The 22,366-nt window shown below is 66.8% G+C and carries 20 protein-coding genes, 1 tRNA gene and 1 pseudogene; 13 read left to right on the top strand and 9 right to left on the bottom strand.

Annotation, left to right across the window (positions count from 1 at the left end):
- The first annotated feature begins 1 nt into the window (after nucleotide 1).
- The 9 genes from rsfS (at nucleotide 2) to QN347_RS10470 (ending at nucleotide 7,103) form a co-directional block, all read left to right on the top strand.
- Nucleotides 2–403 (top strand): ribosome silencing factor, encoded by a 402-nt coding sequence (rsfS, locus tag QN347_RS10510; protein WP_133190748.1) that lies wholly within the window; start codon nucleotides 2–4, stop codon nucleotides 401–403.
- Between the two features lie 162 nt (nucleotides 404–565).
- Nucleotides 566–988 carry a 23S rRNA (pseudouridine(1915)-N(3))-methyltransferase RlmH gene (locus tag QN347_RS10505; protein ID WP_322161207.1) on the top strand — a complete coding sequence of 141 codons (423 nt, stop codon included), beginning with the start codon at nucleotides 566–568 and terminating at the stop codon, nucleotides 986–988.
- A 4-nt stretch (nucleotides 989–992) separates the two neighbouring features.
- The gene (locus QN347_RS10500) at nucleotides 993–2,177 is read left to right on the top strand and encodes a murein hydrolase activator EnvC family protein (RefSeq protein ID WP_322161205.1); all 1,185 of its coding nucleotides are present in this window, start codon (nucleotides 993–995) and stop codon (nucleotides 2,175–2,177) included.
- Nucleotides 2,178–2,308: 131 nt separating this feature from the next.
- Nucleotides 2,309–3,646 (top strand): S41 family peptidase, encoded by a 1,338-nt coding sequence (locus tag QN347_RS10495; protein WP_322161203.1) that lies wholly within the window; start codon nucleotides 2,309–2,311, stop codon nucleotides 3,644–3,646.
- On the top strand, nucleotides 3,646–4,119 hold the full coding sequence (locus tag QN347_RS10490) for a disulfide bond formation protein B (RefSeq protein WP_133190740.1): 474 nt from the start codon (nucleotides 3,646–3,648) through the stop codon (nucleotides 4,117–4,119). The genes QN347_RS10495 and QN347_RS10490 overlap by 1 nt, the downstream gene beginning before the upstream one ends.
- Nucleotides 4,116–4,652 carry a demethoxyubiquinone hydroxylase family protein gene (locus QN347_RS10485; protein WP_322161201.1) on the top strand — a complete coding sequence of 179 codons (537 nt, stop codon included), beginning with the start codon at nucleotides 4,116–4,118 and terminating at the stop codon, nucleotides 4,650–4,652. Before QN347_RS10490 ends, QN347_RS10485 begins: the two co-directional genes overlap by 4 nt.
- 15 nt (nucleotides 4,653–4,667) lie before the next feature.
- Nucleotides 4,668–5,096 carry a hypothetical protein gene (locus QN347_RS10480; RefSeq protein ID WP_322161200.1) on the top strand — a complete coding sequence of 143 codons (429 nt, stop codon included), beginning with the start codon at nucleotides 4,668–4,670 and terminating at the stop codon, nucleotides 5,094–5,096.
- 14 nt (nucleotides 5,097–5,110) lie between these two features.
- Nucleotides 5,111–5,626 carry a hypothetical protein gene (locus QN347_RS10475; protein ID WP_322161198.1) on the top strand — a complete coding sequence of 172 codons (516 nt, stop codon included), beginning with the start codon at nucleotides 5,111–5,113 and terminating at the stop codon, nucleotides 5,624–5,626.
- A 4-nt stretch (nucleotides 5,627–5,630) separates the two neighbouring features.
- Nucleotides 5,631–7,103 carry a hypothetical protein gene (locus QN347_RS10470; RefSeq protein WP_322161196.1) on the top strand — a complete coding sequence of 491 codons (1,473 nt, stop codon included), beginning with the start codon at nucleotides 5,631–5,633 and terminating at the stop codon, nucleotides 7,101–7,103.
- Here QN347_RS10470 and QN347_RS10465 read toward each other — a convergent pair.
- The 8 genes from QN347_RS10465 to QN347_RS10430 form a co-directional block, all read right to left on the bottom strand.
- Nucleotides 7,095–7,442 (bottom strand): tRNA-binding protein, encoded by a 348-nt coding sequence (locus tag QN347_RS10465; protein WP_322161194.1) that lies wholly within the window; start codon nucleotides 7,440–7,442, stop codon nucleotides 7,095–7,097. The genes QN347_RS10470 and QN347_RS10465 overlap by 9 nt on opposite strands.
- On the bottom strand, nucleotides 7,429–8,100 hold the full coding sequence (locus QN347_RS10460) for a glutathione S-transferase family protein (protein WP_133190728.1): 672 nt from the start codon (nucleotides 8,098–8,100) through the stop codon (nucleotides 7,429–7,431). Before QN347_RS10460 ends, QN347_RS10465 begins: the two co-directional genes overlap by 14 nt.
- A 69-nt stretch (nucleotides 8,101–8,169) precedes the next feature.
- Nucleotides 8,170–8,607, bottom strand: a complete 438-nt coding sequence (locus tag QN347_RS10455) for a hypothetical protein (RefSeq protein ID WP_322161192.1) — start codon at nucleotides 8,605–8,607, stop codon at nucleotides 8,170–8,172.
- Nucleotides 8,608–8,814: 207 nt separating this feature from the next.
- Nucleotides 8,815–13,326 (bottom strand): glutamate synthase large subunit, encoded by a 4,512-nt coding sequence (gene gltB, locus QN347_RS10450; protein ID WP_322161191.1) that lies wholly within the window; start codon nucleotides 13,324–13,326, stop codon nucleotides 8,815–8,817.
- On the bottom strand, nucleotides 13,323–13,904 hold the full coding sequence (locus tag QN347_RS10445) for a DUF2059 domain-containing protein (RefSeq protein ID WP_322161189.1): 582 nt from the start codon (nucleotides 13,902–13,904) through the stop codon (nucleotides 13,323–13,325). Before QN347_RS10445 ends, gltB begins: the two co-directional genes overlap by 4 nt.
- Nucleotides 13,901–15,355 carry an NAD(P)-dependent oxidoreductase gene (locus tag QN347_RS10440; RefSeq protein WP_322161187.1) on the bottom strand — a complete coding sequence of 485 codons (1,455 nt, stop codon included), beginning with the start codon at nucleotides 15,353–15,355 and terminating at the stop codon, nucleotides 13,901–13,903. Before QN347_RS10440 ends, QN347_RS10445 begins: the two co-directional genes overlap by 4 nt.
- Nucleotides 15,356–15,509: 154 nt before the next feature.
- Nucleotides 15,510–16,319 carry an undecaprenyl-diphosphate phosphatase gene (locus QN347_RS10435; RefSeq protein ID WP_189676101.1) on the bottom strand — a complete coding sequence of 270 codons (810 nt, stop codon included), beginning with the start codon at nucleotides 16,317–16,319 and terminating at the stop codon, nucleotides 15,510–15,512.
- 24 nt (nucleotides 16,320–16,343) lie between these two features.
- Nucleotides 16,344–17,294: a complex I NDUFA9 subunit family protein gene (locus QN347_RS10430; RefSeq protein WP_322161184.1), complete on the bottom strand. Its 951-nt coding sequence runs from the start codon at nucleotides 17,292–17,294 to the stop codon at nucleotides 16,344–16,346.
- A gap of 109 nt (nucleotides 17,295–17,403) precedes the next feature.
- On the opposite strand from QN347_RS10430, the gene QN347_RS10425 reads away from it, so the two are divergent.
- The 4 genes from QN347_RS10425 to QN347_RS10410 all read left to right on the top strand — a co-directional run bounded on the left by QN347_RS10425 (nucleotide 17,404) and on the right by QN347_RS10410 (nucleotide 21,676).
- A tRNA-Leu gene (locus tag QN347_RS10425) sits at nucleotides 17,404–17,490 on the top strand.
- Between the two features lie 279 nt (nucleotides 17,491–17,769).
- Nucleotides 17,770–18,516, top strand: a complete 747-nt coding sequence (gene otsB / locus QN347_RS10420) for a trehalose-phosphatase (protein ID WP_322161182.1) — start codon at nucleotides 17,770–17,772, stop codon at nucleotides 18,514–18,516.
- On the top strand, nucleotides 18,513–20,294 hold the full coding sequence (locus QN347_RS10415) for a glycoside hydrolase family 15 protein (RefSeq protein WP_322161180.1): 1,782 nt from the start codon (nucleotides 18,513–18,515) through the stop codon (nucleotides 20,292–20,294). Before otsB ends, QN347_RS10415 begins: the two co-directional genes overlap by 4 nt.
- Nucleotides 20,291–21,676, top strand: a complete 1,386-nt coding sequence (locus QN347_RS10410) for an alpha,alpha-trehalose-phosphate synthase (UDP-forming) (protein ID WP_322161179.1) — start codon at nucleotides 20,291–20,293, stop codon at nucleotides 21,674–21,676. Before QN347_RS10415 ends, QN347_RS10410 begins: the two co-directional genes overlap by 4 nt.
- A gap of 252 nt (nucleotides 21,677–21,928) precedes the next feature.
- On the opposite strand, the pseudogene QN347_RS10405 reads toward QN347_RS10410, so the two are convergent.
- A pseudogene (locus QN347_RS10405) lies at nucleotides 21,929–22,288 on the bottom strand (NAD(P)H-dependent oxidoreductase); the annotation flags it as partial.
- Nucleotides 22,289–22,366 lie beyond the last annotated feature (78 nt).

The raw sequence follows: 22,366 nt of genomic DNA, 5'->3' as shown, positions 1-22,366 counted from the left end.
CTTGGCCTCATCTTCTCCCGTCTATCGCGCGTCCGAACCCGAAGAGGTCGACGCGCTGCTTCGGCTCGTGCTCGCGTCGCTCGACGACGATCAGGCCGTCGACGTCATCTCGATCCCGCTTGCGGGCAAATCGAGCATCGCCGATTACATGGTGATCGCGAGCGGCCGCTCGACGCGCCAGGTCGCGTCGATGGCGCAGAAGCTGTCCGAGAAGATCAAGGCCGAATACGGCCGGCCGTCGCGTATCGAGGGCCTGCCGACCGCCGATTGGGTGCTGCTCGATGCCGGCGACGTGATCGTCCATCTGTTCCGCCCCGAGGTCCGCACCTTCTACAATCTCGAGCGGATGTGGGCGTTCGGCGATGCGCCGACCCCGCCCGCCGCGCCGGTTATCGAGGACTGATCGCTGGATCTCCTGCTCCCCGGCGAAGGCCGGGGTCCAGGAGCGAGCGGTGCGGCGGAGTGCGCAGCGCTCGGCTATGGCGACCTTCGCGACTGGGCCCCGGCCTTCGCCGGGGAACGTGTAGCGGTACAGCGCTGAGCATCGCTCGCAACGGAGGCAAGCATGCTGCTCCACATCGTCGCGCGCGGGCGGATCGGGCGGAGTCCCGAGGCCGAACTGGTCGAGCGCTACGTCAAGCGGCTGTCCTGGCCGTACAAGCTGACCGAACTGCCCGACACCGGCGGCAAGATGCCGGCGGTCGAGCCCGGCTGCCGGATCGTCATGCTCGACGAGACGGGGCAGGTCCTGCCATCGCGCGATCTCGCCGCCACGCTCGAGAAATGGCGGGACTCAGGCGTGCGCGAGGCGCGCTTCCTGATCGGGGCGGCCGACGGCTTCGACGATGCGCAGCGCACCTCGGCCGATCTGCTGCTGAGCTTCGGGCGGGCGACGTGGCCGCACCTGCTCGCTCGCGCGATGCTCGCCGAGCAATTGTACCGCGCGACGAGCATCCTTGCCAATCACCCCTACCACCGCGAAGGATAGCGCGATGCGGGGGCGGGCTCTTCTGATCGCGGGTGTCGCAGCGGCGATCGGCGCGAGCGTGGCCGTCGCGCAGGAACCCGTCGACCAGCGCACCCGGCTCGCCGAAGCCAAAGCGCAATCCGATGCCGCCGCGCGCCGCTCAGCCGCGCTCGAACGCCAGGCCGCCGCAGAGCGCGATCAGGCGCGCCAGGCGCAAGCGCAGGAAGCCGCGGTCGCCGCCCGCATCCAGCAGGCCGAGGCCGATATCGCCGCAGGGCAGGCTCGGCTCGCGATCGTCAATCGCTTGCTCGATGCGCAGCGCACCAAGCTTGCCGCCAAGCAAGTGCCCGTCGCGCGGTTGATGGGCGCGCTGCAATCGCTCGCAAGGCGGCCAGCGATCATCAGCCTCGTCCAGCCCGGATCGGTCGACGATCTCGTCCATGTCCGTGCGGTGCTCGCCAATACGATGCCAGTGATCCGCGCGCGCACCGCCGACGTCCGCGCCGATCTTGCGCGCACCCGCCAGTTGCAGGCGGCAGGCGCGGTCGCGACCCGCGCGCTCGCCGAGAGCCGGTCGCGGCTCGAAGTCCAGCGGCTTGCGCTGACGCGACTCGAGGCGGAGCACCGGCTGCGATCCCGCGCGTTCGGACGCGATGCGCTGATCGAATCCGACCGCGCGATCGCGCTCGGCGAAAAGGCGCGCGACATCGTCGACCTGATGGACACGATCGGCAACCAGGCGGCGACGCGCGAGAGCCTTGCGACGCTGCCCGGACCGCTCGCGCGCCCGCCACGCCCGGGCGAGGTCGCCGCGCCGGTCGACCGCGGCCCCTGGTCGCACAGCGCCCCACCGTATCGCTTGCCGGTGCAGGGCAAGATCGTCACCGGGCTCGGCGAACTCTCGGACACCGGCGTCCATTCGCGCGGGCTGACGATCGCGCCGCTGGCCGGCGCGCAAGTCGTCGCCCCCGCGGCGGGGCGCGTCGCCTTTGCCGGGTCGTTCCGCGGCTATGGCACGATCGTCATCCTCGATCATGGCGGCGGCTGGACGACGCTCGTCTCGGGGCTCGGCAGCACCAGCGCGCGGATCGGCGAAACGATCGGCCAAGGCGCGCCGATCGGGCAGGCGGCGCGCGGCGAAGCGCCGAGCGTGACGGTCGAGCTGCGCCGCCGCGATCGCGCGGTCGACATGACGCCGCTGCTCGGGTGAGGCGAAATCCGCGGCGGCAATCCCGCTCAGCTTCGGTTCAGCCCGGGCACGCCATCGATTGCCCCGCTTTGATCCCCGCGCAAACCCCGCTACGGTGCCTCCAAGACCTCTTGCTTGCCGAGTATTGACCGATGTCGCGTTTCACCACTTCGCTGCTCCAAGCTTCCGCGATCGCGGCGGTGCTGGCGATCGTGCCGATCGGTACGAGCGCAATGGCGGCGGTCGACAACGGCACGTATCGCGAGATGGCGGTGTTCCTCGACGTCTATAATCGCGTGAAGGCCGAATATGTCGACAAGGTCGACGACAAGGTGCTCGTCAAGGGCGCGATCGAGGGGATGCTCGCCGCGCTCGATCCGCACAGCGCGTACGAGACTGGGCTCGACTACGACAATCTCAAGATTCAGACGATGGGGAGCTATGGCGGGCTCGGCCTGACCGTCACGATGGAGGACGGCGCGGTCAAGGTGATGTCGCCGCAGCCCGATGCGCCGGGTGCGCGCGCCGGGATCAAGTCGGGCGATTACATCACGCATATCGACGGCAAGTTGATCTTCGGCGACACGCTCGACGAATCGATCCAGAAGATGCGGGGGGTTCCCGGCAGCAAGGTTGCGCTGACGCTGCTGCGCCCGGGGCACGACAAGCCGATCGTCGTCTCGCTGATTCGCGAGAAGATCGTCCAGAAGCCCGTCAAATGGAGCGTCAAGGACGGCGTCGGGCTGATCACCATCACCGCCTTCTCCGAACATACCGGCGATGCCGTGACCGGCGCGATCCGCGGGATCGTCAAGCAGCTCGGGCACGATCCGCTCGGCTACGTCATCGATCTGCGCGACAATGGCGGCGGGCTTCGCGACGAGTCGATCGCGGTCGCCGACAATTTCCTGTCGTCGGGCGAGATCGTCTCGCAGCGCGGGCGCGACAAGGCCGATATCGAGCCGTTCTACGCCGAATCGTATGTGAAGGGCGATCTTGCGCACGGGCTGCCAGTGATCGTGCTGACCAATGCCGGCACCGCCTCGGCCTCCGAGATCGTCGCGGGCGCACTGCAGGATCATCACCGCGCGCTGGTGATGGGCGAGCGCTCGTTCGGCAAGGGATCGGTCCAGACGGTGATCGACATGGGCGCCAACTCTGCGCTGCGGCTCACCACCTCGCGCTATTACACGCCGTCGGGCCGGTCGGTGCAGGAGGGCGGGATCGAACCCGATATCGCCGTGCCGCAGCTCTCCGACCCCGATTACAAGTCGCGCCCGGTGTTCCGCGAGGACGATCTGCGCCGCCATCTGATCAACGAAGCCAAGACCACCAACGCCGCGGTCGAGGAAGACGGCAAGCCCGATCCGCGCTTCGTGATGACGCCCGATCAGCTCAAGGCGAAGGGGATCGAGGATTTCCAGTTGACCTACGCGCTGAAGACGCTCGCGCGGCTGTCGAGCACGACGCAAGCGGTGGCGGCGCGGTAATGGCGCGCGACCGTTTCATCCTCGCCCGGCTGCTCGCGCTGCTGATTCCGCTCGCTCTGCTCGGCGGTGCGCTCGCCTTCCAATATATCGGCAAGCTCTACCCGTGCGAGATGTGCTGGTGGCAGCGCTATCCGCACATCGCCGCGCTGCCGCTCGCGTTGCTCGCGTTCGTGGTGCCGAGCCGCGCGCAGCGCGAGGTGTTCGTCAGCCTGGCGGCGGTCGCGATCCTCATCAGCGGCGTGATCGGCGCCTATCACGCAGGCGTCGAATATCATTGGTGGGCGGGTGTTACGGCCTGCACTTCGACCGTGTCGGGCGCGATCACGCTCGACAGCATCATGGCCGCGCCGATCATTCGCTGCGATGTCGCGCAATGGACGCTGTTCCATGTTTCGCTCGCCGGCTTCAACGCGCTCTTTTCGGTCGGCGGGGCGATCACCATCTTTGGCCTGATGCGAGGAGCAAAAGCATGAGCGGCTGGAAACCCGGCGACCCGAAGCGCGACACCCGCTCGATGGTGCGCGTCGATCAAGCGGGTGAATTCGGCGCGACGCGGATCTATGCCGGGCAGCTTGCGGTGCTCGGCGATCGCAGCCCGGCGGCGCGTGCGATCGCGGGCATGGCCAATCAAGAAGAGCGCCACCGCGCCTTTTTCGATTCGATGATGGCGCGGCGCTCGGTACGGCCGACATTGCTCGCGCCGCTCTGGGATGTCGCCGGCTTCGCGCTCGGCGCGGTGACGGCGGCGCTCGGTCCCAACGCCGCAATGGCGTGCACCGCCGCGGTCGAGACCGAGATCGACAAGCATTACGAGGACCAGCTCGTCGCGCTCGGCGACAGCGATCCCGAACTGTCCGAGGCGATCCGCGATTTCCAGGCCGAGGAAGTCGAGCATCGCGAGACAGCACTCGCCGCGGGGGCTGAGAACACGCCGGGCTATCCAGTGTTGAGCGGGCTGATCCGGCTCTGTTGCAAGGTCGCGATCGCGACCGCGAAACGTATCTGACGGGGAGACAGGATCATGCAGAACCTGATGACGAAGGGCGCGCTTGCCGCGCTCGTGCTCGCTGGCTTCGCCGCGGGTGGGCTCCCCTCTGCGCCTGCTGCGGCGCAGGGCGTGAGCAACCCGCCGCTGGTAATCTACGGCAAGCAGAAATGCCCGACCGATTCCGATGGGAATGAGATCGTCGTCTGCGTGCGGCGTGCGCCGGGCGAGCAGTTCCGCATTCCGAAGGAATTGCGCGAATTGAAGGTGACGCCCGAAAACGAAAGCTGGGCCGCCAAGGGCGCAGCTAACGATCGGGTCGGTGCGACGGGAATCGGCAGCTGCAGCAACGTCGGCGCCGGGGGCGGGATGGGCTGCTTCGCGCAGGCGGGGCGCAAGTACAAGCGCGAGAAGCAGGACGCCAAGGCCGACCAGCGCGCCGTCGACGCTGCGCTGGTTCCCTGACGCAGGCCGGGGGGATGGCGACGCCTGTGGGGGCAGCGCGGACGAATGCGAGCAAATTGCTACGCGCCGACCGCTATGAAACCGTGCTTGCCGGCGCGGCGGCGGTGCTGTTGGTCGCCATCCTCGTCGCGCTCGCCAAAGGCGCGGCGCATTGGGGAAGCGTGCCGCTCGTCGTATGGGGCCATCTCGCGACGGTTGTGATCGCGCTGGCGTTGACCCCCGTGATGCTGCTGCGTCCGCGCGGCGATGCCGCGCACCGGATGCTCGGCAAGGTGTGGGTCGCCGCGATGTTCCTGACCGCCGCCGAATCCTTCTTCGTCCGCCACGGCACGCCGCCGCGCTTCAGTTTCATCCATATCCTGTCGGCCTATGTCGTCCTCGCCGCGCCGCTCATCTGGTGGACCGCGCGGACGCACCGGATCGCGGCGCATCGCCGACAGGTTCGCGGGATGGTGACGGGCGCGCTGCTCATCGCGGGGTTCTTCACGCTGCCGCCGTTCCGGCTGCTCGGCCAATGGTTGACCGCCTGACCTCATGACACCCTCCGCCCCGATCGTTCGCGCGCCGCATGCGGTCGCGCTCCTGCTGTTCGCGCTCGTCTGGCTGTCGTGCGTGTGGTTCGGCTCGTTCGTATTCAATCCCAACAGCGCGACGCGGCTGTTCGGGACGCTGGCGCTGGTCGAGCGCGGCGAAGCGACGATCGATCGCTACCAGACGCTGACGATCGACAAGGCCGAGTTCAAGCAAGGCGGCGTGACGCATTACTATATGGACAAGGCGCCGGGCATGACGCTGATGGCGGCGCCGGTGGTGTGGGCGACCAACCGCGTCACGGGCGTCAGCTCGTACGATCATATCATCGACATCACCAATCCCCGGCTTGCCGAGTTCCTGCGGCTCCGGATGCAGCTCGCGGTCGCGTGTGGCGCAGCGATCCTCACCGCGTTTGCCGCGGTGCTGCTGCTTGATCTGGCGACGGGTATCACCGGCAGCCCGGCCGCGGGGATGTTTGCCGCGCTCGGCTATTCGCTGGGGTCGATCGTGTGGGGCTGGTCGACGACGCTGTTCGGCCATGCGCCCGTTGCGGCGCTGTTCCTGATCGCGACCTGGGCGATCTGGCGCGGGACGTCGGGCGAGCGCGAGTTCGGCCGCTGGCGCTATCCGTTGATGGCAGGCGCGGCACTCGGCTTTGCCGTGACGATCGAGTTCCAGGCGGCGCTCGGCGGGCTGGTGATCGGTGGCTGGGCGTTGTGGCGCAGCCGTGACGCGGCCTGGCCGGTGCGGCGGCGGCTGTATCTCGTCGCGGTGGCGACCGCACTCGTCGCGGTGCTGCCGATGCTCGCCTATAACCAGTTCGCCTTCGGGACGCCGTTCATGACGGGCTATACCGGCGTGGTCGGGTTCAGCGGGATGAACCAGGGGCTGTTCGGGCTGACCTATCCCAAGATCACCGCGCTGCTCGGGATCACCTTCGGCGTGCGGCGCGGGCTGTTCTGGGTTGCGCCGATTCTGTTGCTTGGCTGGTTCGGCGTGGTGAAGCTGGTGCGCGACCCCGCGACGCGCGACCTTGGCGTGCTGTGCGTCGCGATGATCGTTATCGTACTGTCGATCAACGCATCCTATGCCTATTGGGATGGCGGCGCGTCGGTCGGCCCGCGGCATTCGGTGCCGGCGATCCCGTTTTTCGCGATTGGCCTCGCGCCAATCTGGGCGTCGATCGAGCGGCGCAGCGACAAGATCAAGGCGATTGCGCTGCTCGCCGTGTCGATGCTGCTGAACCTGATCGTCGCGGCGACCGACATCTTCGCCCCTGAGACGATGATGACGCCGGTGTGGTCGCGAAACATCATGGGGTTGCTCGCGCACGGCTATCTCAACACCGTGCCCAATATGTATTGGGGATTTTCGCCCTGGATCGGGCTGATCCTGTATCTCGACCTGGCGCTGCCGATGCTCGGGCTGATGCTGTGGTGGACCCGCCGTGCCGAGCGTCGCGGCTCAGTATAGCCGACCGCCGTTGGGGATCGGCAGAGTGGGCTGGACGAGCACGACCTCGCCATTTTCATCGGGAAAGCCGAGCGTCAGCACTTCGGACATCATCGGGCCGATCTGGCGCGGCGGGAAATTGACCACTGCGGCGACTTGCCGCCCGGGCAATTCCTCGAGCGTGTAGCGCGCGGTGATCTGCGCCGAGGAGCGCTTGATCCCGATCTCGGGGCCGAAATCGATCGTCAGGCGGAATGCGGGCTTGCGCGCCTGCGGGAAGGGCAAGGCCTCGACGATCGTCCCGACACGGATGTCGAGCTTCGCGAAATCGGCGAAGGTGACCTGCTCAGAAATCGACATCGTCATAATGTTTCGGTGCCATGATCCCTTCCATCCGTTCGGACAGCAAGGGACGGAAGCTCGGGCGGCTCTTGAAGCCGCGATACCATTTCGCGGTCTGCTCGTGGTTGCGCCAGTCGATCCCGCCGAGATAATCGGCGACGGAGATCTGCGCTGCCGCCGCCAGATCGGCGAGGCTCATCGTCGCGCCGGCCATCCAGTTATGATGGTCGAGCAAATAATCGATATAATCGAGGTGGCGCACCGCCGCCTTCATCGCATCGCGCAGCCGCTTCGAATCGGGCGGTTCCTTGGTGACGAGGCGCTTCTCCATCCGCTCGTGCAACAAGGGCGCAACGACATCGGCGAAGAATTGCGAATCGAACCAGGCGACGAGCCGACGAATCTCGGCGCGGTTGACCGCGGTACCGTTTATCATCGCGTTCTTCTCGACCGTCTCTTCGAGATATTCGCAGATCGCCATCGAATCCATCAGGCGGATGCCGCGCTGTGGATCGGTCATCACCGGCACTTGGCCGGCGGGGTTCATGTCGAGGAACTCATCGCGCTGTTCCCACGGGTTTTCGCGAACGAGCTCGCAGCCGACGCCCTTTTCGCCGAGCAGAAGCCGGACCTTGCGCGAGAACGGGCAGAGCGGGAATTGGTAGAGTTGCCACATGCTCGCTTGGTAGAACGCACGAGCCGGGAGGGGAAGGCGTCGCGCGACTTTGTGTCGGGCCACCCCGGATCAGCGGGCCGCGCTGACCTCGGCCTGGGTGAGCGCAATCGCCGCGCGGAGGCGTTCGGTGGTGTGCTTGAGCTCGGCGCTGAGGCTGGCAATGTCGCGCGCGGCCTGGCCAGTCGCGGCGACCGCGCTGCGGGTCTGGTTGTGCAGGTCGCGCCGGTAATCGGGGTGGGTGCGCGCGGCGAGATCCCCGAGCGTGTCCTCGGGGCGGACATGGTCGCGCGTGTCGGTCAGCTTGGCGAGCGGGCCGACATGCGTCTGGAGCAACGCGTCGGCATATTGGTCGACCGTCGTCGCGATGATTTCCTGGACGAGCGGGCTCGACAGCAGCGCGCCGACCTGCGCCGCATCGGGGAGCGGGCGGGGCGGGGGCGCGCTCTCATTGGCGAACGCCGGAGTGGCGATGCCGCAAGCGAGCAGACCGAGCAAAATCGTACGCATAAGCAACCCTCGAACGCCCCCGATCGAGCGGGGCGCCTAGCACGATTCGGGGCGTTTTGTCGATCCGCGAGTTGCATCGGGACAGATGCCCCTACCCCGTCATCCCCGCGAAAGCGGGGATCCCGCTTCTTTCCAGCGTCGGCGGAAGAAGCGGGACGCCCGCTTTCGCGGGGGTGACGGAGGGGCTGTCCCCCGACGGAAGGCGGCTTATTCCGCCGCGACTTGCTCCACCCGATCATCGAGCGGGTGGCTGAGGCGAGTGAGCATTTCCTTCGGCACGACCTGCCAGAAGCGATCGACCACACGCCCCCAATCGTCGAGCAACGCACCCGACCATTTCGAATCGGTCGCGGCATGGTGCGCGCGGACCAGGCCGAGCAGCACCGCCTCCCAATGCAGCGACGACAGCCGGTTCCAGGTGATGTTCTCGGGGTTGGCGCGGCGTGCGAAGCTGCCGTCGGCGTCATAGACGAACGCCATCCCGCCGGTCATCCCCGCGCCGAAGTTCGCGCCGACCGGCCCGAGCACCACCGCGGTGCCACCGGTCATATATTCGCACCCGTTCGCGCCGCAGCCCTCGACCACGACGGTAGCGCCCGAATTGCGCACCGCGAAGCGCTCGCCAGCCTGCCCAGCAGCATAAAGGCTGCCCGAGGTTGCGCCGTAGAGCACCGTGTTGCCGATGATCGTGTTGTCCTGCGAGGCGAGCGGCGAGCTCACCACCGGGCGTACCGCGATGATCCCGCCCGACAGCCCCTTGCCGACATAGTCGTTGGCATCGCCGAACACTTCGAGCGTGATGCCCTTGCACAGGAACGCGCCGAGGCTCTGCCCGGCGGAGCCGCGCAGACGGACATGGACGTGCCCGTCGGCTAGCGCCGACATGCCGAAGGTCCGCGTGATCTCGCTCGACAGCCGCGTACCGACCGCGCGGTGCGTGTTGCGCACCGAATAGGTCAGCTGCATCTTCTCGCGCCGGCTGAACACCGCGGCGGCATCCTTGATGATCTGCGCGTCGAGGCTGTCGGGCACCTCGTTGCGGCGACCGGTCAGGCTGAAGCGGCGCTGATCGTCGGGCGCGTCGACCTTCGCGAGGATCGGGTTGAGATCGAGATCGTCGAGATGCTCGGCACCACGGCTGACCTGGCGGAGCAGTTCGGTGCGGCCGATCACTTCGTCCAAGCTGCGGAAACCGAGCCGCGCGAGGATGTCTCGGACTTCCTCGGCGATGAAGGTCATCAGGTTGATGACCTTCTCAGGGCTGCCGCTGAACTTGGCGCGCAGCTTCTCGTCCTGCGTGCAGACGCCGACGGGACAGGTGTTCGAATGGCACTGCCGCACCATGATGCAGCCCATCGCGACGAGCGACAGCGTGCCGATCCCGAATTCTTCCGCACCAAGGATCGCGGCGATGACGATGTCGCGCCCGGTCTTCAATCCGCCATCGGTACGCAGCTTGATACGACCGCGCAGGCCATTGAGCGTCAGCGTCTGGTTGACCTCCGAGAGCCCCATTTCCCACGGCGTACCGGCATATTTGATGCTGGTTTGGGGGGAGGCGCCGGTGCCGCCGACATGGCCGGCGATCAGGATGACGTCGGCATGCGCCTTGGCGACGCCCGCCGCGACGGTGCCGATGCCGGCCGAGCTCACCAGCTTGACGCAGACGCGCGCGACCGGGTTGATCTGCTTGAGGTCGTAGATGAGCTGCGCGAGATCCTCGATCGAATAGATGTCGTGATGCGGCGGCGGCGAGATCAGCGTCACGCCGGGCGTCGCATGGCGCAGCTTGGCGATGAACTCGGTCACCTTGAAGCCGGGCAGCTGCCCGCCCTCGCCGGGCTTGGCGCCTTGGGCGACCTTGATTTCGATCTCGTCGCAGGCGTTGAGATATTCGGCGGTGACGCCGAAGCGACCGCTCGCGATCTGCTTGACGCCCGAGTTGGCGTTGTCGCCGTTCGCGTAGGGTTGGTAGCGCGCCTTGTCCTCGCCGCCCTCGCCCGACACCGCCTTGGCGCCGATCCGGTTCATCGCGATCGCGAGCGTCTCGTGCGCCTCGGGGGAGAGCGCGCCGAGCGACATGCCCGGGGTCACGAAGCGCTTGCGGATCTCGGTGATCGCCTCGACCTGGTCGACCGGCACGCCTTCGGCGGGGAAGTTGAACTGCAGCAGATCGCGCAGATAGACCGGCGGCAACGCCTCCACCCCGCGCGAGAATTGCAGATAGGTCGAGTAGGAATCGGTCGCGACCGCGTTCTGCAGCAGGTGCATCAGCTGTGCCGAATAGGCATGCGTCTCGCCGGTATGGCGCTGGCGATAGAAGCCGCCGATCGGCAGCGTCGCGACACCCTCGTCGAACGCCTTGTCGTGGCGCAGCTGCGCGTTGAGATGGAGCGAGGCATAGCCCTCGCCCGAAATCTTCGCGGGCATGCCCGGGAACAGATCGTTGACCAGCGCACGGCTCAAGCCGACCGCCTCGAAATTATAGCCGCCGCGGTAGGACGAGATTACCGCGATCCCCATCTTCGAAATGATCTTGAGCAGACCCTCCTCGACCGCATGGCGATGCCGCGCGAGGCATTCCGCGAGGCTCAGCGCGCCGAACAGCCCGCGCGCGTGGCGATCGGCGATCGACGCCTCGGCCAGATAGGCGTGGACGGTGGTCGCGCCGACACCGATCAGCACGGCGTAGTAATGCGTGTCGAGGCATTCGGCGGTCTGGACGTTGATGCTGGCGTAGGAGCGCAGGCCCATCCGCACGAGATGCGTGTGGACCGCCGCCGCCGCGAGCACGCCGGCGATGCCGATGCGGTCGGGGCCGATGGCGCGATCGGTCAGGAACAGCTCGCTATGCCCCTGGCGCACTGCCGTTACCGCCTCGGCGCGGATCCGCGCAATGGCAGCGCGCAGCGTCTCGGGGCCGCCGCCGGCTTCGAAGGTGCAGTCGATCTCGGCTGCCTGGCTGCCGAAATGCGCCTTGAGCTTCGCCCAGTCGGCCCCGTCGAGCACCGGCGATTCGAGCACGAGCACGCCGTCGCGCCGGTCCTCGGTATCGAGGATGTTGGCGAGGTTGCCGAAGCGCGTCTTGAGCGACATGACGTGGCGTTCGCGCAAAGGGTCGATCGGCGGGTTGGTGACCTGGCTGAAATTCTGCCGGAAGAACTGGCTGATGAGGCGCGGCTTGTCGGAAATGACGGCGAGCGGCGTATCGTCGCCCATCGAGCCGATCGCTTCCTTGGCCCCCTCGACCATCGGCGCGAGGATCAGTTCCATATCCTCGAGCGTCTGGCCGGCGGCGACCTGGCGGCGCGTCAGATCGGCGCGGTCGAAGCGCGTGACTGGATCGCCGCCGGGCAGCGGCAGGTCTTCGATGCTGGTGAACTCGCCGATCATCGCGGCATAATCATGCTCGCCCGAGATCCGGTCCTTCACCGCGCGGTCGTGCAGCAGGACGCCTTCGTCGAGGTCGATCGCGATCATCTGGCCCGGCCCCAGCCGGCCCTTCTCGATCACGGTCGATTCAGGCACGACGACCATCCCGCTCTCCGACCCGACGATCAGCAGGCCGTCGATCGTGCGAACATAGCGGAGCGGACGCAGCGCGTTGCGGTCCATGCCGGCAACCGCCCAGCGGCCATCGGTCATCGCGAGCGCGGCGGGGCCGTCCCACGGTTCCATGACGGAGGCGAGATACTGGTACATCGCGAGATGATCGGCGGGCATGTCGATCGAATCGGCCATTGCCTCGGGGACGAGCATGAGCTTGGCGGTCGGCGCGTCGCGGCCCGAGCGGCAGATCGCTTCGAACACCGCGTCGAGCGCCGCCGTGTCCGATGCGCCCGCCGGGATCACCGGCTTGATGTCCTCCGAATGCTCACCGAAGGCGAGGCTCGCCATGCGGATCTCGTGGCTAAGCATCCAGTTCTTGTTGCCGCGGATCGTGTTGATCTCGCCATTGTGCGCGAGCGTGCGGAACGGTTGCGCCAGCCACCATTGCGGGAAGGTATTGGTCGAATAGCGCTGATGGAAGATCGCGACGCGGCTCTCGAAGCGCGTGTCGCGCAAATCCGGATAGAAGATCGACAGCGATTCGGCGAGGAACAGCCCCTTGTAGATGATCGAGCGGCACGACAGGCTGCAGATGTAGAAGCCCTGGATCTGCGCTTCGATCACGCGCTTCTCGATCCGGCGGCGGACGAGATAGAGGTTCTTCTCGAACTCGGCGTAGCTCGCCTCCTCGGGCAGCGGCCCGGCGATCATGATCTGCTCGATCTCGGGGCGCGTGGCCAAGCCCTTCTGGCCGATCACCGACACGTCGACCGGCACCTGGCGCCAGCCATAGATGGTGTAGCCCTCGTCGATGATGATGCTCTCGACGATCGTGCGGCACGCTTCCTGCGCGCCGAGATCGGTGCGCGGCAGGAAGATCATCCCGACCGCGAGTCGGTTGGGGAGCGGACGGTGGCCCGACGCAGCGATCGCATCGTCGAAGAATTTGAGCGGCAAGTCGATGTGCAGCCCGGCGCCGTCGCCGGTCTTGCCATCGGCATCGACCGCGCCGCGGTGCCACACCGCCTTCAACGCATCGATCGCCGACTGGACGACGCGGCGCGATGGCGTGCCGTCGGTCGCGGCGACGAGGCCGACGCCGCAGGCATCGCCTTCGAATTCGGGGCGGTACATGCCGTGCTCGGCGAGATAGGCGTGCTGGTCGGTCATCGTTGGGACCCCTTGGTGTCGGCGGCTGTGGCGGCGCTCAGATAGCGGCGCACGATCTCGCGCTTGCGGGATTGGATTTCGTTGAGGAGCTGCGGTGAGGTGAGCGCGTAACGCTGCCCGACCGTCGTGCGGAAGAAGCGCGCGATTTCGTCGAGCTCTGCAGCGGTGAAGCGCCGCGCGTAGATCGTCTGGCTCGCCGCCATCAGATCGTCGAGGATCGCGGATTCGCTCGCGGCAAGCCGCGCCCGCGTCCCCGCGCTCGGGCTGACAAACGCCTGGCACGGCTTCATGTCGCGCCCTGTCGCCGCGCGATCGAGGCAATTCTCGGTCAGTTCGGACTCGGCAGCGCGGATCGCGTCCTTGATCAGCACCGCTTGCCGCGCACGGAAGCGGCTGACGACGAGCAGCCGACCGGCGGCGGCGCGGCGTTCGTCATAGTCGGCGGCGGCATCGGCATTGGCGGCGGGCGCGGGCAAAGCAGGGCGCCGCGTCTCGGCATGCGCCGTCGCGCCAGCAAGCAGCGCGACGCCGAGCGTGGCACTCCGGCCGAGCCACAGGCGGGTCCGACGCCGCATCATGCCGCTTGCTTGCTCGCCGCCATATCGGCCGCGGCCTTGGTCTTGAGATAGCGGTGCATGTTCGCCGCGACGTCGCGCCCATCGCGGATCGCCCAGACGACGAGGCTCGCGCCGCGCACGATGTCGCCCGCCGCGAACACGCCGTCGAGCGAGGTCATCAGCGTCTTGTTGTCGACCAGCACCGTGCCCCAGCGCGTGACGTTCAATTCGGGCGCGCCGAACAGCGTCGGCAGATCCTCGGCATCGAAGCCGAGCGCCTTGATCACCAGGTCGGCGTTGAGCTCGAACCCGCCTTCGGGATCGATCTCGGGCGCGCGGCGGCCCGAGGCGTCGGGTGCGCCGAGCCGCATCGCGCTCGCCTTGACGGTCGAGACCGCGCCTTCGCCGGCAAAGCTCTCGGGCGCGGACAGCCAGACGAACTCGACGCCTTCTTCCTCGGCATTGGCGACTTCGCGCTGCGAGCCCGGCATGTTGGCGCGGTCGCGGCGATAGAGGCACTTCACCGACGCCGCATCCTGGCGGATCGCGGTGCGGACGCAGTCCATCGCGGTGTCGCCGCCGCCGATCACGACGACATGCTTGCCCGCGGCGTTCAGGCTACCATCGTCGAAGCTCGGCACGGCATCGCCAAAGCCCTTGCGGTTCGATGCGGTAAGGAAGGCGAGCGCATCGACCACGCCGTTTGCGTCGACGCCCGGCGCCTTGATCGCGCGGGCGCGGTACACGCCGGTGGCGATCAGGATCGCGTCGTGGCGTTGGCGCAGCTCGTCCATGCTGGCGTCGCGACCGACTTCGAAATTCTCGTGGAAGACGATGCCGCCCGCCTTCAGCCGCTCGACGCGGCGCGTCACGATGGGCTTTTCGAGCTTGAAGCCCGGGATGCCGTAGGTCAGCAGCCCGCCCGCGCGATCGTAGCGGTCATAGACATGGACGTCATAGCCGTTGCCGCGCAGATATTCGGCGGCGCTAAGGCCTGCCGGGCCCGCGCCGATCACGCCGACCGATTGCCCGCGCGCGCGGCCGGGGACGAGCGGCTCGACCCAGCCTTCTTCCCATGCGGTGTCGGTGATGAACTTCTCGACCGCGCCGATCGTCACCGCGCCGTGGCCCGAGAATTCGATCACGCAATTGCCTTCGCACAAACGGTCCTGCGGGCAGATCCGCCCGCAGATCTCGGGCATGGTCGAGGTCGCGTTGCTGAGCTCGTACGCCTCGCGCAACCGGCCCTCTGCGGTCAGCCGCAGCCAGTCGGGGATGTGGTTGTGGAGCGGGCAGTGGACCGAACAATAGGGCACGCCGCATTGCGAACAGCGCCCGGCCTGGGCTTCCGCATCGGGAACCGGATAGCGCTCGGCAATCTCGCGAAAGTCTTCGGCGCGGAGCTCGGGCTCGCGCTTTGCGGGATAAACCTGCTCGCGATCGACGAATTTCAACAGGGACGTGTCAGCCATGTGCGCACCTTTCGGATGCGCAAATACCGAGCGATCGTCACGCTGTCATTACGAAAACGTGATTTATGGCAGCAGTGCTGACCTATTTAAATCGTGACGCCGGGAATGCAACGAGTTTCAGCGTCGTTCGCAGCCTAAATATGGCCGAAACGGACTAAATAGTCATAAGCCACACGAAAGCCGCGGTTCCGGCAATAATGCGGTACCAAGCAAACGGCACGAAGCCATAGCGTGTCACGACACCGACAAACCACTTCACGACCAGCAGCGCGACGATGAACGCGACGACGAAGCCGAGGCCGATCGCGCCAAGCCCGACGCCTTGCCCGCTCAGCAATTCGTGCCGGTTCTTGACGAGTTCGAGCGTGGTCGCGCCGAGCATCGTCGGGATTGCGAGGAAGAAGCTGAACTCGGCAGCGGTGCGCCGCTCGACCCCGAGCGCGAGCGCACCGAGAATCGTCGCGCCCGAACGGCTGACGCCCGGCACCATCGCCAGGCATTGCAGGCAGCCGATCCCGACGACCTTGCCGAGCGGAATGTCCGCGACGCCGACGATGTCGCTCTTGGGGGCGAGCCGCTCGACCGCGATGATCGCGATTCCGCCGACGACGAGCGCGATCGACACGACCACCGCATTGCCGAGCAGCGCTTCGATCTGCTTGTGGATCGCAAGCCCGAGGATCGCGGCGGGAATGAAGGCGACGAGGATGTTGCGCACGAAGCGCAGCGACACCGGATCGCGCCGCGCCAGACCCATCGCGACCGCGAGGAAGGTCCGCCAGTACAGCACGACGATCGCGAGGATCGCGCCCAGCTGGATGACGATGTTGAACACTTGCCAGCGCGCCGCATCATAGCCGAGCAGCTTGGTCGCGAGGATCAGGTGGCCGGTCGACGACACCGGCAGGAATTCGGTCACCCCCTCGACGATGCCGAGCAGGATGATGCTGATGATGTCGCCCACGAAATTCCCCCTAATAGACGGCGCTTATGCCGCCGCCGGCACCGCGAAGCGTCCGCCCTTGCGGTAGCGCACCAGCCAGCCCGGCGCGACCGCGTCGAGCGGCGTCGGCGTGATGCCGAGCAGCTCTAGTCCGTTGGTCGCCGAAACCACATTGTCGTTTGCCAACATCTTCCACTGATCCTGTGTGATCGGCGCACCCGGGAGGAAGCCGACCGCAGCGATCGCCGCGCCGATCGCATCGGGCAGTTCGACGATTTTCGGCGTGCGGTTGGTCGCCTTGGCGATCCAGCGCACCAGCGCCCCCATCGACAGCACGTCGGGCCCGCCGAGCTCGAGCGTCTTGCCGGCGGCGAGCTCGGGATGGCTCAGCGCCGCGATCACGGCGTCGGCGACGTCACCGACATAGACCGGCTGGAACTTGGTGCCGGCGCGCAGCACGGGCACGACATGGACGAGCGGCATCGACGCCGCCGTTGCGACCATCGCGGCGAAGCGGTTGATGAACTGGTCCTCGCGCCCGAACACGATCGACGGGCGCAGGATCGTGGCGGTCGGGAAGGCGGCGTGGACCGCAGCCTCGCCTTCGCCCTTCGAGCGGCCATAGGCCGAGTCGGAGTGCGGATCGGCCCCGATCGCCGAGACATGGACGAGCGATGCGACCCCCGCAGCGGCAGCGGCCTCGGCGACGATCCGCGCACCCTCGACTTGGATCTTCTGGAAGTCCCCGCTCAGGATGCCGACGAGATTGACCACCGCGTCGGAGCCCGCGACCGCGCGGCGGATCGAATCGGGCTTGGAAATGTCGGCAACGGCGAATTGCGTCTGACCCAAGCCACCTAGTGGCTTGAGAAAAAACGCCTGCCGCGGATCGCGCTGCGCGATTCGCACGCGCGCACCGCTTGCGAGCAGCGCCTGTGCGACATAGCGGCCGAGAAACCCTCCGCCGCCGATCAGCGTAACCAGTGTATTCTTCATCGCGTGCGCCTTGTGCCTGCCATTCGCTTGGGATGGTCAGCCCTTGCCCCAGCACGCAGTGTGTTGACAAGGCCGACTCGCCTCCCCTAAGGCCCGCGACCTACCCAGTGCCCGGATGGCGGAATTGGTAGACGCACCAGCTTCAGGTGCTGGCGCTCGCAAGGGCGTGGAGGTTCGAGTCCTCTTCCGGGCACCATTCGTTCTTCGCAGGACATCCGACAACCATCGACAAGACGGCAGATTTTTGCCAGCTTGTCCTGCGTGGTGTCGGATGCTGTCCGAGCAGATTTCGGTCGACCTTAGCTCAATATGGGCCATGGCCCGAACCATCGGTGGCCCGTCTGAAAGATTGCCCGGCGGGCCATCCCGACGCGGTTGACTGGATGTCTTCGATCGAACCCGATCATATCGGGATGTGCAGGCGCCCCTCACATAAGGGGCGCGAGCGCGGGATTTGTGATCTAACGCAGGCGCGATGACAAAGCCTTTGCCACGACCGCCCGCTGCCCTGTTGCGGAACGCTTCGCTGTTCCTCGATTTCGACGGAACGCTCGTCGCGCTTGCCGCGCGCCCCGATCTGGTCGCGGTCGATGCGCGGCTTGCGGCGTTGATCGCGCGGTTGACGGAACGGCTCGATGGCCGCGTCGCCTTGATCAGCGGGCGCTCGGTCGATGGCATCGCCGCGCTCTTCGGCAGCCTGCCGCTCACGATCGCGGGGAGCCACGGCACGGAGGTGCGCTGGCGCGACGGAACGGTATCCTTACCGGAACGACCGGTTGCTCTCGATCGTATTCATGCCATCATGACAGAATTCGCACACGCAACGCCGGGCCTGTTGGTCGAGACGAAGACGCTGGGCGAGGCGCTGCACTATCGCGGCGCCCCCCATATGGAAGCCGCGGCACACGCGCTCGCCGGGACGCTTGCGGACGAGACGGGGCTGCACTTGCAGACCGGCAAGATGATGGTCGAACTGCGCGTCGGTGGGGCCGACAAGGGAAGCGCGCTACGCCAGTTGATGCAGCGGGCGCCGATGGCGGGGCATCGCCCAGTCTTCCTCGGCGACGACGATACCGACGAACCGGCTATGGCCGCTGCCGCCGCGCTCGGGGGTGCGGGCATCCTCGTGGGCGATCCGCGCCCAAGCAGCGCACTTTACGGTCTGCACGATGTCGCCGACACGCTCGCCTGGCTCGAAACCGCGTGCGAGCAGGCGGCATGAGCTCGGTCGATCTGTGGCCGATCGGCAATTGCCAGGTCAGCGCGCTCGTCGATCGGGCGGGCCAGTTCGTGTGGGGATGCGTGCCGCGGATCGACGGCGACCCGGTGTTCTCGTCGCTGCTTGGCGGCGAAACGCCGCAAGCCGGCTTCTGGGCAATCGAGATCGAAGACAGCGTGAAGGTCGAGCAGCACTATGTTCGCAACACGCCGATCCTGGTGAGCCGCCATACCGACGCGACGGGCAACGCGATCGACGTGATCGATTTCTGTCCGCGTTTCGAGCGGCAGGGGCGCAGCTATCGCCCGGTGTCCTATGCGCGGATCGTGCGGCCGGTGACCGGCAGCCCGCGCATCCGCGTGCGGTTGCGCCCGACCTGCGGCTGGGGCGGGTCCTGCGGCGAGCAGACCGGCGGATCGAACCACATCCGCTTCCTGATGCCGGGCATGGCGCTGCGTCTGACGACGACCGCGCCGGTCGGGATGGTCGAGGAAGAGCGCGCGTTCCGCGTCGAGCGGCCGCTGCATTTCTTCCTCGGGCCCGACGAGGGGTTTGCGGGCGATCTCGCCGCGACGCTCGACACGATGCTCGCCGACACCACGCGCTACTGGCAGGAATGGGTGCGCGGCCTCGCCATTCCGCTCGAATGGCAGGATGTCGTGATCCGCTCGGCGATCACGCTCAAACTGTGTCAGCATGAGGAAACCGGCGCGATCATCGCGGCGATGACGACCTCGATCCCCGAACATGCCGGATCGCAGCGCAACTGGGATTACCGCTACTGCTGGGTGCGCGACGCCTATTATACCGTGCAGGCGCTCAACCGCCTCGGTGCGCTCGACGTGCTCGAAAGCTATCTCGGCTACCTGCGTAACATCGTCGATGATGCCGCCGGCGGCCACATCCAGCCGCTGTACGGCGTGCTGGGCGAGGCGCGGCTCGAGGAGCGGATCGAACCGGCGCTCGCGGGGTATCGCGGCATGGGGCCGGTTCGCGTCGGCAACCAGGCCTATGAGCAGATCCAGCACGATGCTTACGGCCAGATCGTGTTGTGCGCGGTGCACGCCTTCTTCGACACGCGCTTGTTCCGCATGGCGGGCCTCGAGGATTTCGAATCGCTCGAGCGCGTGGGCGAGCGCGCCTGGCTCAATTACGACGCGCCCGATGCTGGTCTGTGGGAGCTGCGCACGCGCAAGAGCGTCCACACCTATTCGTCGGCGATGTGCTGGGCGGCGTGCGACCGGCTCGCCAATGCCGCGCTGGCGCTCGGCCTGACCGATCGCGCGACCTTCTGGCAGGAGCGCGCCGACACGATCCGTGCGCGGATCGAGACCGCCGCGTGGCGGCCCGAGACCAAGCGCATGTCGGCGACCTTCGCGGGCGACGATCTCGACGCGAGCGTGCTGCAATTGCTCGACCTGCGTTTCCTGTCGCCCGATGACCCCCGCTTCCTCGATACGCTGACGGCGGTCGAAGCGGGGCTGCGCCGTGGGTCGTTCATGCTGCGCTACGCGATCGAGGACGATTTCGGCCTGCCCGAGACCGCGTTCAACGTCTGCACCTTCTGGCTGATCGAGGCGCTGCACTTCACCGGGCGCAGTGCCGACGCGCGCTCGCTGTTCGAGGAGATGCTGGCCAGACGCACCGCCGCCGGCCTGCTCTCCGAGGATATCGAGCCCGAGACTGGCGAATTGTGGGGCAATTACCCGCAAACCTATTCGCTGGTCGGCATGATCAATTGCGCCGTCCTGCTCAGCAAGCCGTGGAGCGCGATCCGATGAGCCGGCTGATCGTCATCTCGAACCGCGTGTCGGCCCCCAAGGGATCACAGTCCGGCGCGCAGGGTGGGCTGGCGGTCGCGCTCGCATCGGCGCTGCGCGAGCATGACGGCCTGTGGTTCGGCTGGTCGGGTGAACGGATCGATACGTTCACTGGCGAGATCGACTATCAGGTCAATCAGGGTGTCACGACCGCCACGATGGACCTGGAGGACCAGGACATCGACGAATATTATAACGGCTACGCCAACCGGACGCTGTGGCCGCTATTCCACTACCGCGTCGATCTGGCCGAATATGAGCGCGATTTCGCGGGCGGTTACCAGCGGGTCAACGCGCGCTTCGCCGACATGGTCGCGCCGCTGCTCGAGGCCGACGACGTCGTGTGGATCCAGGATTACCATTTGTTCCCGCTCGGCGACGAACTGCGCCAGCGCGGCTGCGGCAATCGGCTCGGTTTCTTCCTGCACATTCCCTGGCCGCCGCGTCGGCTGCTGTCGATCCTGCCCGAAGCGGCGGAATTGGTGCGGCGGATGTTCGCCTATGACGTGATCGGCTTCCACACCGCCGAATGGCTCGAGTCGTTTCTCGATTTCGTCCGTCTCGAGCTCGGCGGAACGATCGGTGCGGACGGGATCGTGACGCTCGGCGACCGCAGCGTGCGTGCCCTGGTGTGCCCGATCGGGATCGACACGCCCGAATTCGTCGAGCTCGCAGCGGGCGTGCCGGCGCGGCTGGCGTACCGGAAGATGCGCGACAGCGCCGATGGCCGCGACATGATCGTCGGGGTCGACCGGCTCGATTATTCGAAGGGGCTGGAGGAGCGCTTCCTCGGCTACGAACGGTTCCTGGTCGAGCATCCCGAAGAGCGCAAGGAAGTGTTTCTCCTGCAGATCGCGCCGCCGTCGCGTGGCGCGGTTGGCAGCTATCAGCGGATTCGCGACACGCTGCAGGGCCTGTCGGGGCGGATCAACGGTGCCTATGCCGATGTCGATTGGGTCCCGATCCGCTACGTCAACCAGGGCTATGGGCGCGATACGTTGGCCGGCATCTATCGGGCGGCGAAGATCGGACTGGTCACGCCGCTGCGCGACGGGATGAACCTGGTGGCGAAGGAATATGTCGCCGCGCAGGATCCCGACGATCCCGGCGTCCTGATCCTGTCGCGCTTCGCCGGGGCAGCCGCCCAGTTGACCGAGGCGATCCTGGTCAACCCGTATAGCGCCGAGGAAGTGTCCGACGCGATCCTGAAGGCCATGCGAATGGATCGCGCGGAGCGCATCCGTCGTTGGCGCGCGTGCATGGATTCGATTGAATCGCAGGACATCAATTGGTGGCGGCAGACGTTTCTCGACGCGCTCATGCTGCCGCGAGCCGGCGCCTAGGGTCTTGCGTGCCTGGACAGCGATCCTCCGATCTAAGTGGATTGACCGCGGACCCCGGCTAGCCGGAGCGTTGGCTTGAACCCAGTGTGACAAGGCGCAGGGTCGTGGGGGCGGGGATATCCGCGCTCGGCAGGCGCAGCGGTGTCCCGTCGGAGCGCCCCCACTGAACCAGCTTGCGGCCGAGCGCAGGGGCGATCGGCAGATCGATGATGCGCGACAAGCCGCCGGCCTCGTCGGTCGGCGCGATCGAGCCTAGCTCCGCCCAGCATCCTTTCGCTCGGAATAGCGGTCGACGAGCTGTGCGGTATGGGGGCGCAGCACGATCGTGAAGCGGACCAGCTCCTCCATCACGTCGACGATCCGATCATAGTAAGCCGACGGCTTCATGCGGCCGGATTCGTCGAACTCCTGATACGCCTTTGCAACGCTCGACTGGTTCGGGATCGTGAACATCCGCATCCAGCGCCCGAGGAGGCGTAGCGTGTTGACGCTGTTGAACGACTGCGACCCGGCCGATACCTGCATGACCGCGAGCGTGCGCCCTTGCGTCGGGCGCATCCCACCCATGGCGAGCGGGAGGTGGTCGATCTGCGTCTTCATGATGCCGGTGACTGGCTTTGTTGCAAAACTGACGTTGGGGATTCACGTAGGGAATCGAGTGGGATAGATGGGCGTGATGCCCAAACCTGC

It is taken from the genome of Sphingomonas sp. 10B4, from assembly GCF_035019905.1.
Classification (GTDB): domain Bacteria; phylum Pseudomonadota; class Alphaproteobacteria; order Sphingomonadales; family Sphingomonadaceae; genus Sphingomonas; species Sphingomonas glacialis.
This window is presented reverse-complemented; position numbering and strand designations above follow the sequence as displayed.

Coding starts and splice junctions, on each gene's coding strand:
- QN347_RS10415 (WP_322161180.1), top strand. CDS start 18,513: ATGAGCTCGGTCGATCTGTGGCCGATCGGCAATTGCCAGGTCAGCGCG.
- QN347_RS10410 (WP_322161179.1), top strand. CDS start 20,291: ATGAGCCGGCTGATCGTCATCTCGAACCGCGTGTCGGCCCCCAAGGGA.
- QN347_RS10490 (WP_133190740.1), top strand. CDS start 3,646: ATGGCGCGCGACCGTTTCATCCTCGCCCGGCTGCTCGCGCTGCTGATT.
- QN347_RS10495 (WP_322161203.1), top strand. CDS start 2,309: ATGTCGCGTTTCACCACTTCGCTGCTCCAAGCTTCCGCGATCGCGGCG.
- QN347_RS10455 (WP_322161192.1), bottom strand. CDS start 8,607: ATGCGTACGATTTTGCTCGGTCTGCTCGCTTGCGGCATCGCCACTCCG.
- QN347_RS10485 (WP_322161201.1), top strand. CDS start 4,116: ATGAGCGGCTGGAAACCCGGCGACCCGAAGCGCGACACCCGCTCGATG.
- gltB (WP_322161191.1), bottom strand. CDS start 13,326: ATGACCGACCAGCACGCCTATCTCGCCGAGCACGGCATGTACCGCCCC.
- QN347_RS10445 (WP_322161189.1), bottom strand. CDS start 13,904: ATGATGCGGCGTCGGACCCGCCTGTGGCTCGGCCGGAGTGCCACGCTC.
- QN347_RS10480 (WP_322161200.1), top strand. CDS start 4,668: ATGCAGAACCTGATGACGAAGGGCGCGCTTGCCGCGCTCGTGCTCGCT.
- QN347_RS10505 (WP_322161207.1), top strand. CDS start 566: ATGCTGCTCCACATCGTCGCGCGCGGGCGGATCGGGCGGAGTCCCGAG.
- QN347_RS10500 (WP_322161205.1), top strand. CDS start 993: ATGCGGGGGCGGGCTCTTCTGATCGCGGGTGTCGCAGCGGCGATCGGC.
- QN347_RS10430 (WP_322161184.1), bottom strand. CDS start 17,294: ATGAAGAATACACTGGTTACGCTGATCGGCGGCGGAGGGTTTCTCGGC.
- QN347_RS10475 (WP_322161198.1), top strand. CDS start 5,111: ATGGCGACGCCTGTGGGGGCAGCGCGGACGAATGCGAGCAAATTGCTA.
- QN347_RS10460 (WP_133190728.1), bottom strand. CDS start 8,100: ATGTGGCAACTCTACCAATTCCCGCTCTGCCCGTTCTCGCGCAAGGTC.
- QN347_RS10465 (WP_322161194.1), bottom strand. CDS start 7,442: ATGTCGATTTCTGAGCAGGTCACCTTCGCCGATTTCGCGAAGCTCGAC.
- QN347_RS10470 (WP_322161196.1), top strand. CDS start 5,631: ATGACACCCTCCGCCCCGATCGTTCGCGCGCCGCATGCGGTCGCGCTC.
- otsB (WP_322161182.1), top strand. CDS start 17,770: ATGACAAAGCCTTTGCCACGACCGCCCGCTGCCCTGTTGCGGAACGCT.
- QN347_RS10440 (WP_322161187.1), bottom strand. CDS start 15,355: ATGGCTGACACGTCCCTGTTGAAATTCGTCGATCGCGAGCAGGTTTAT.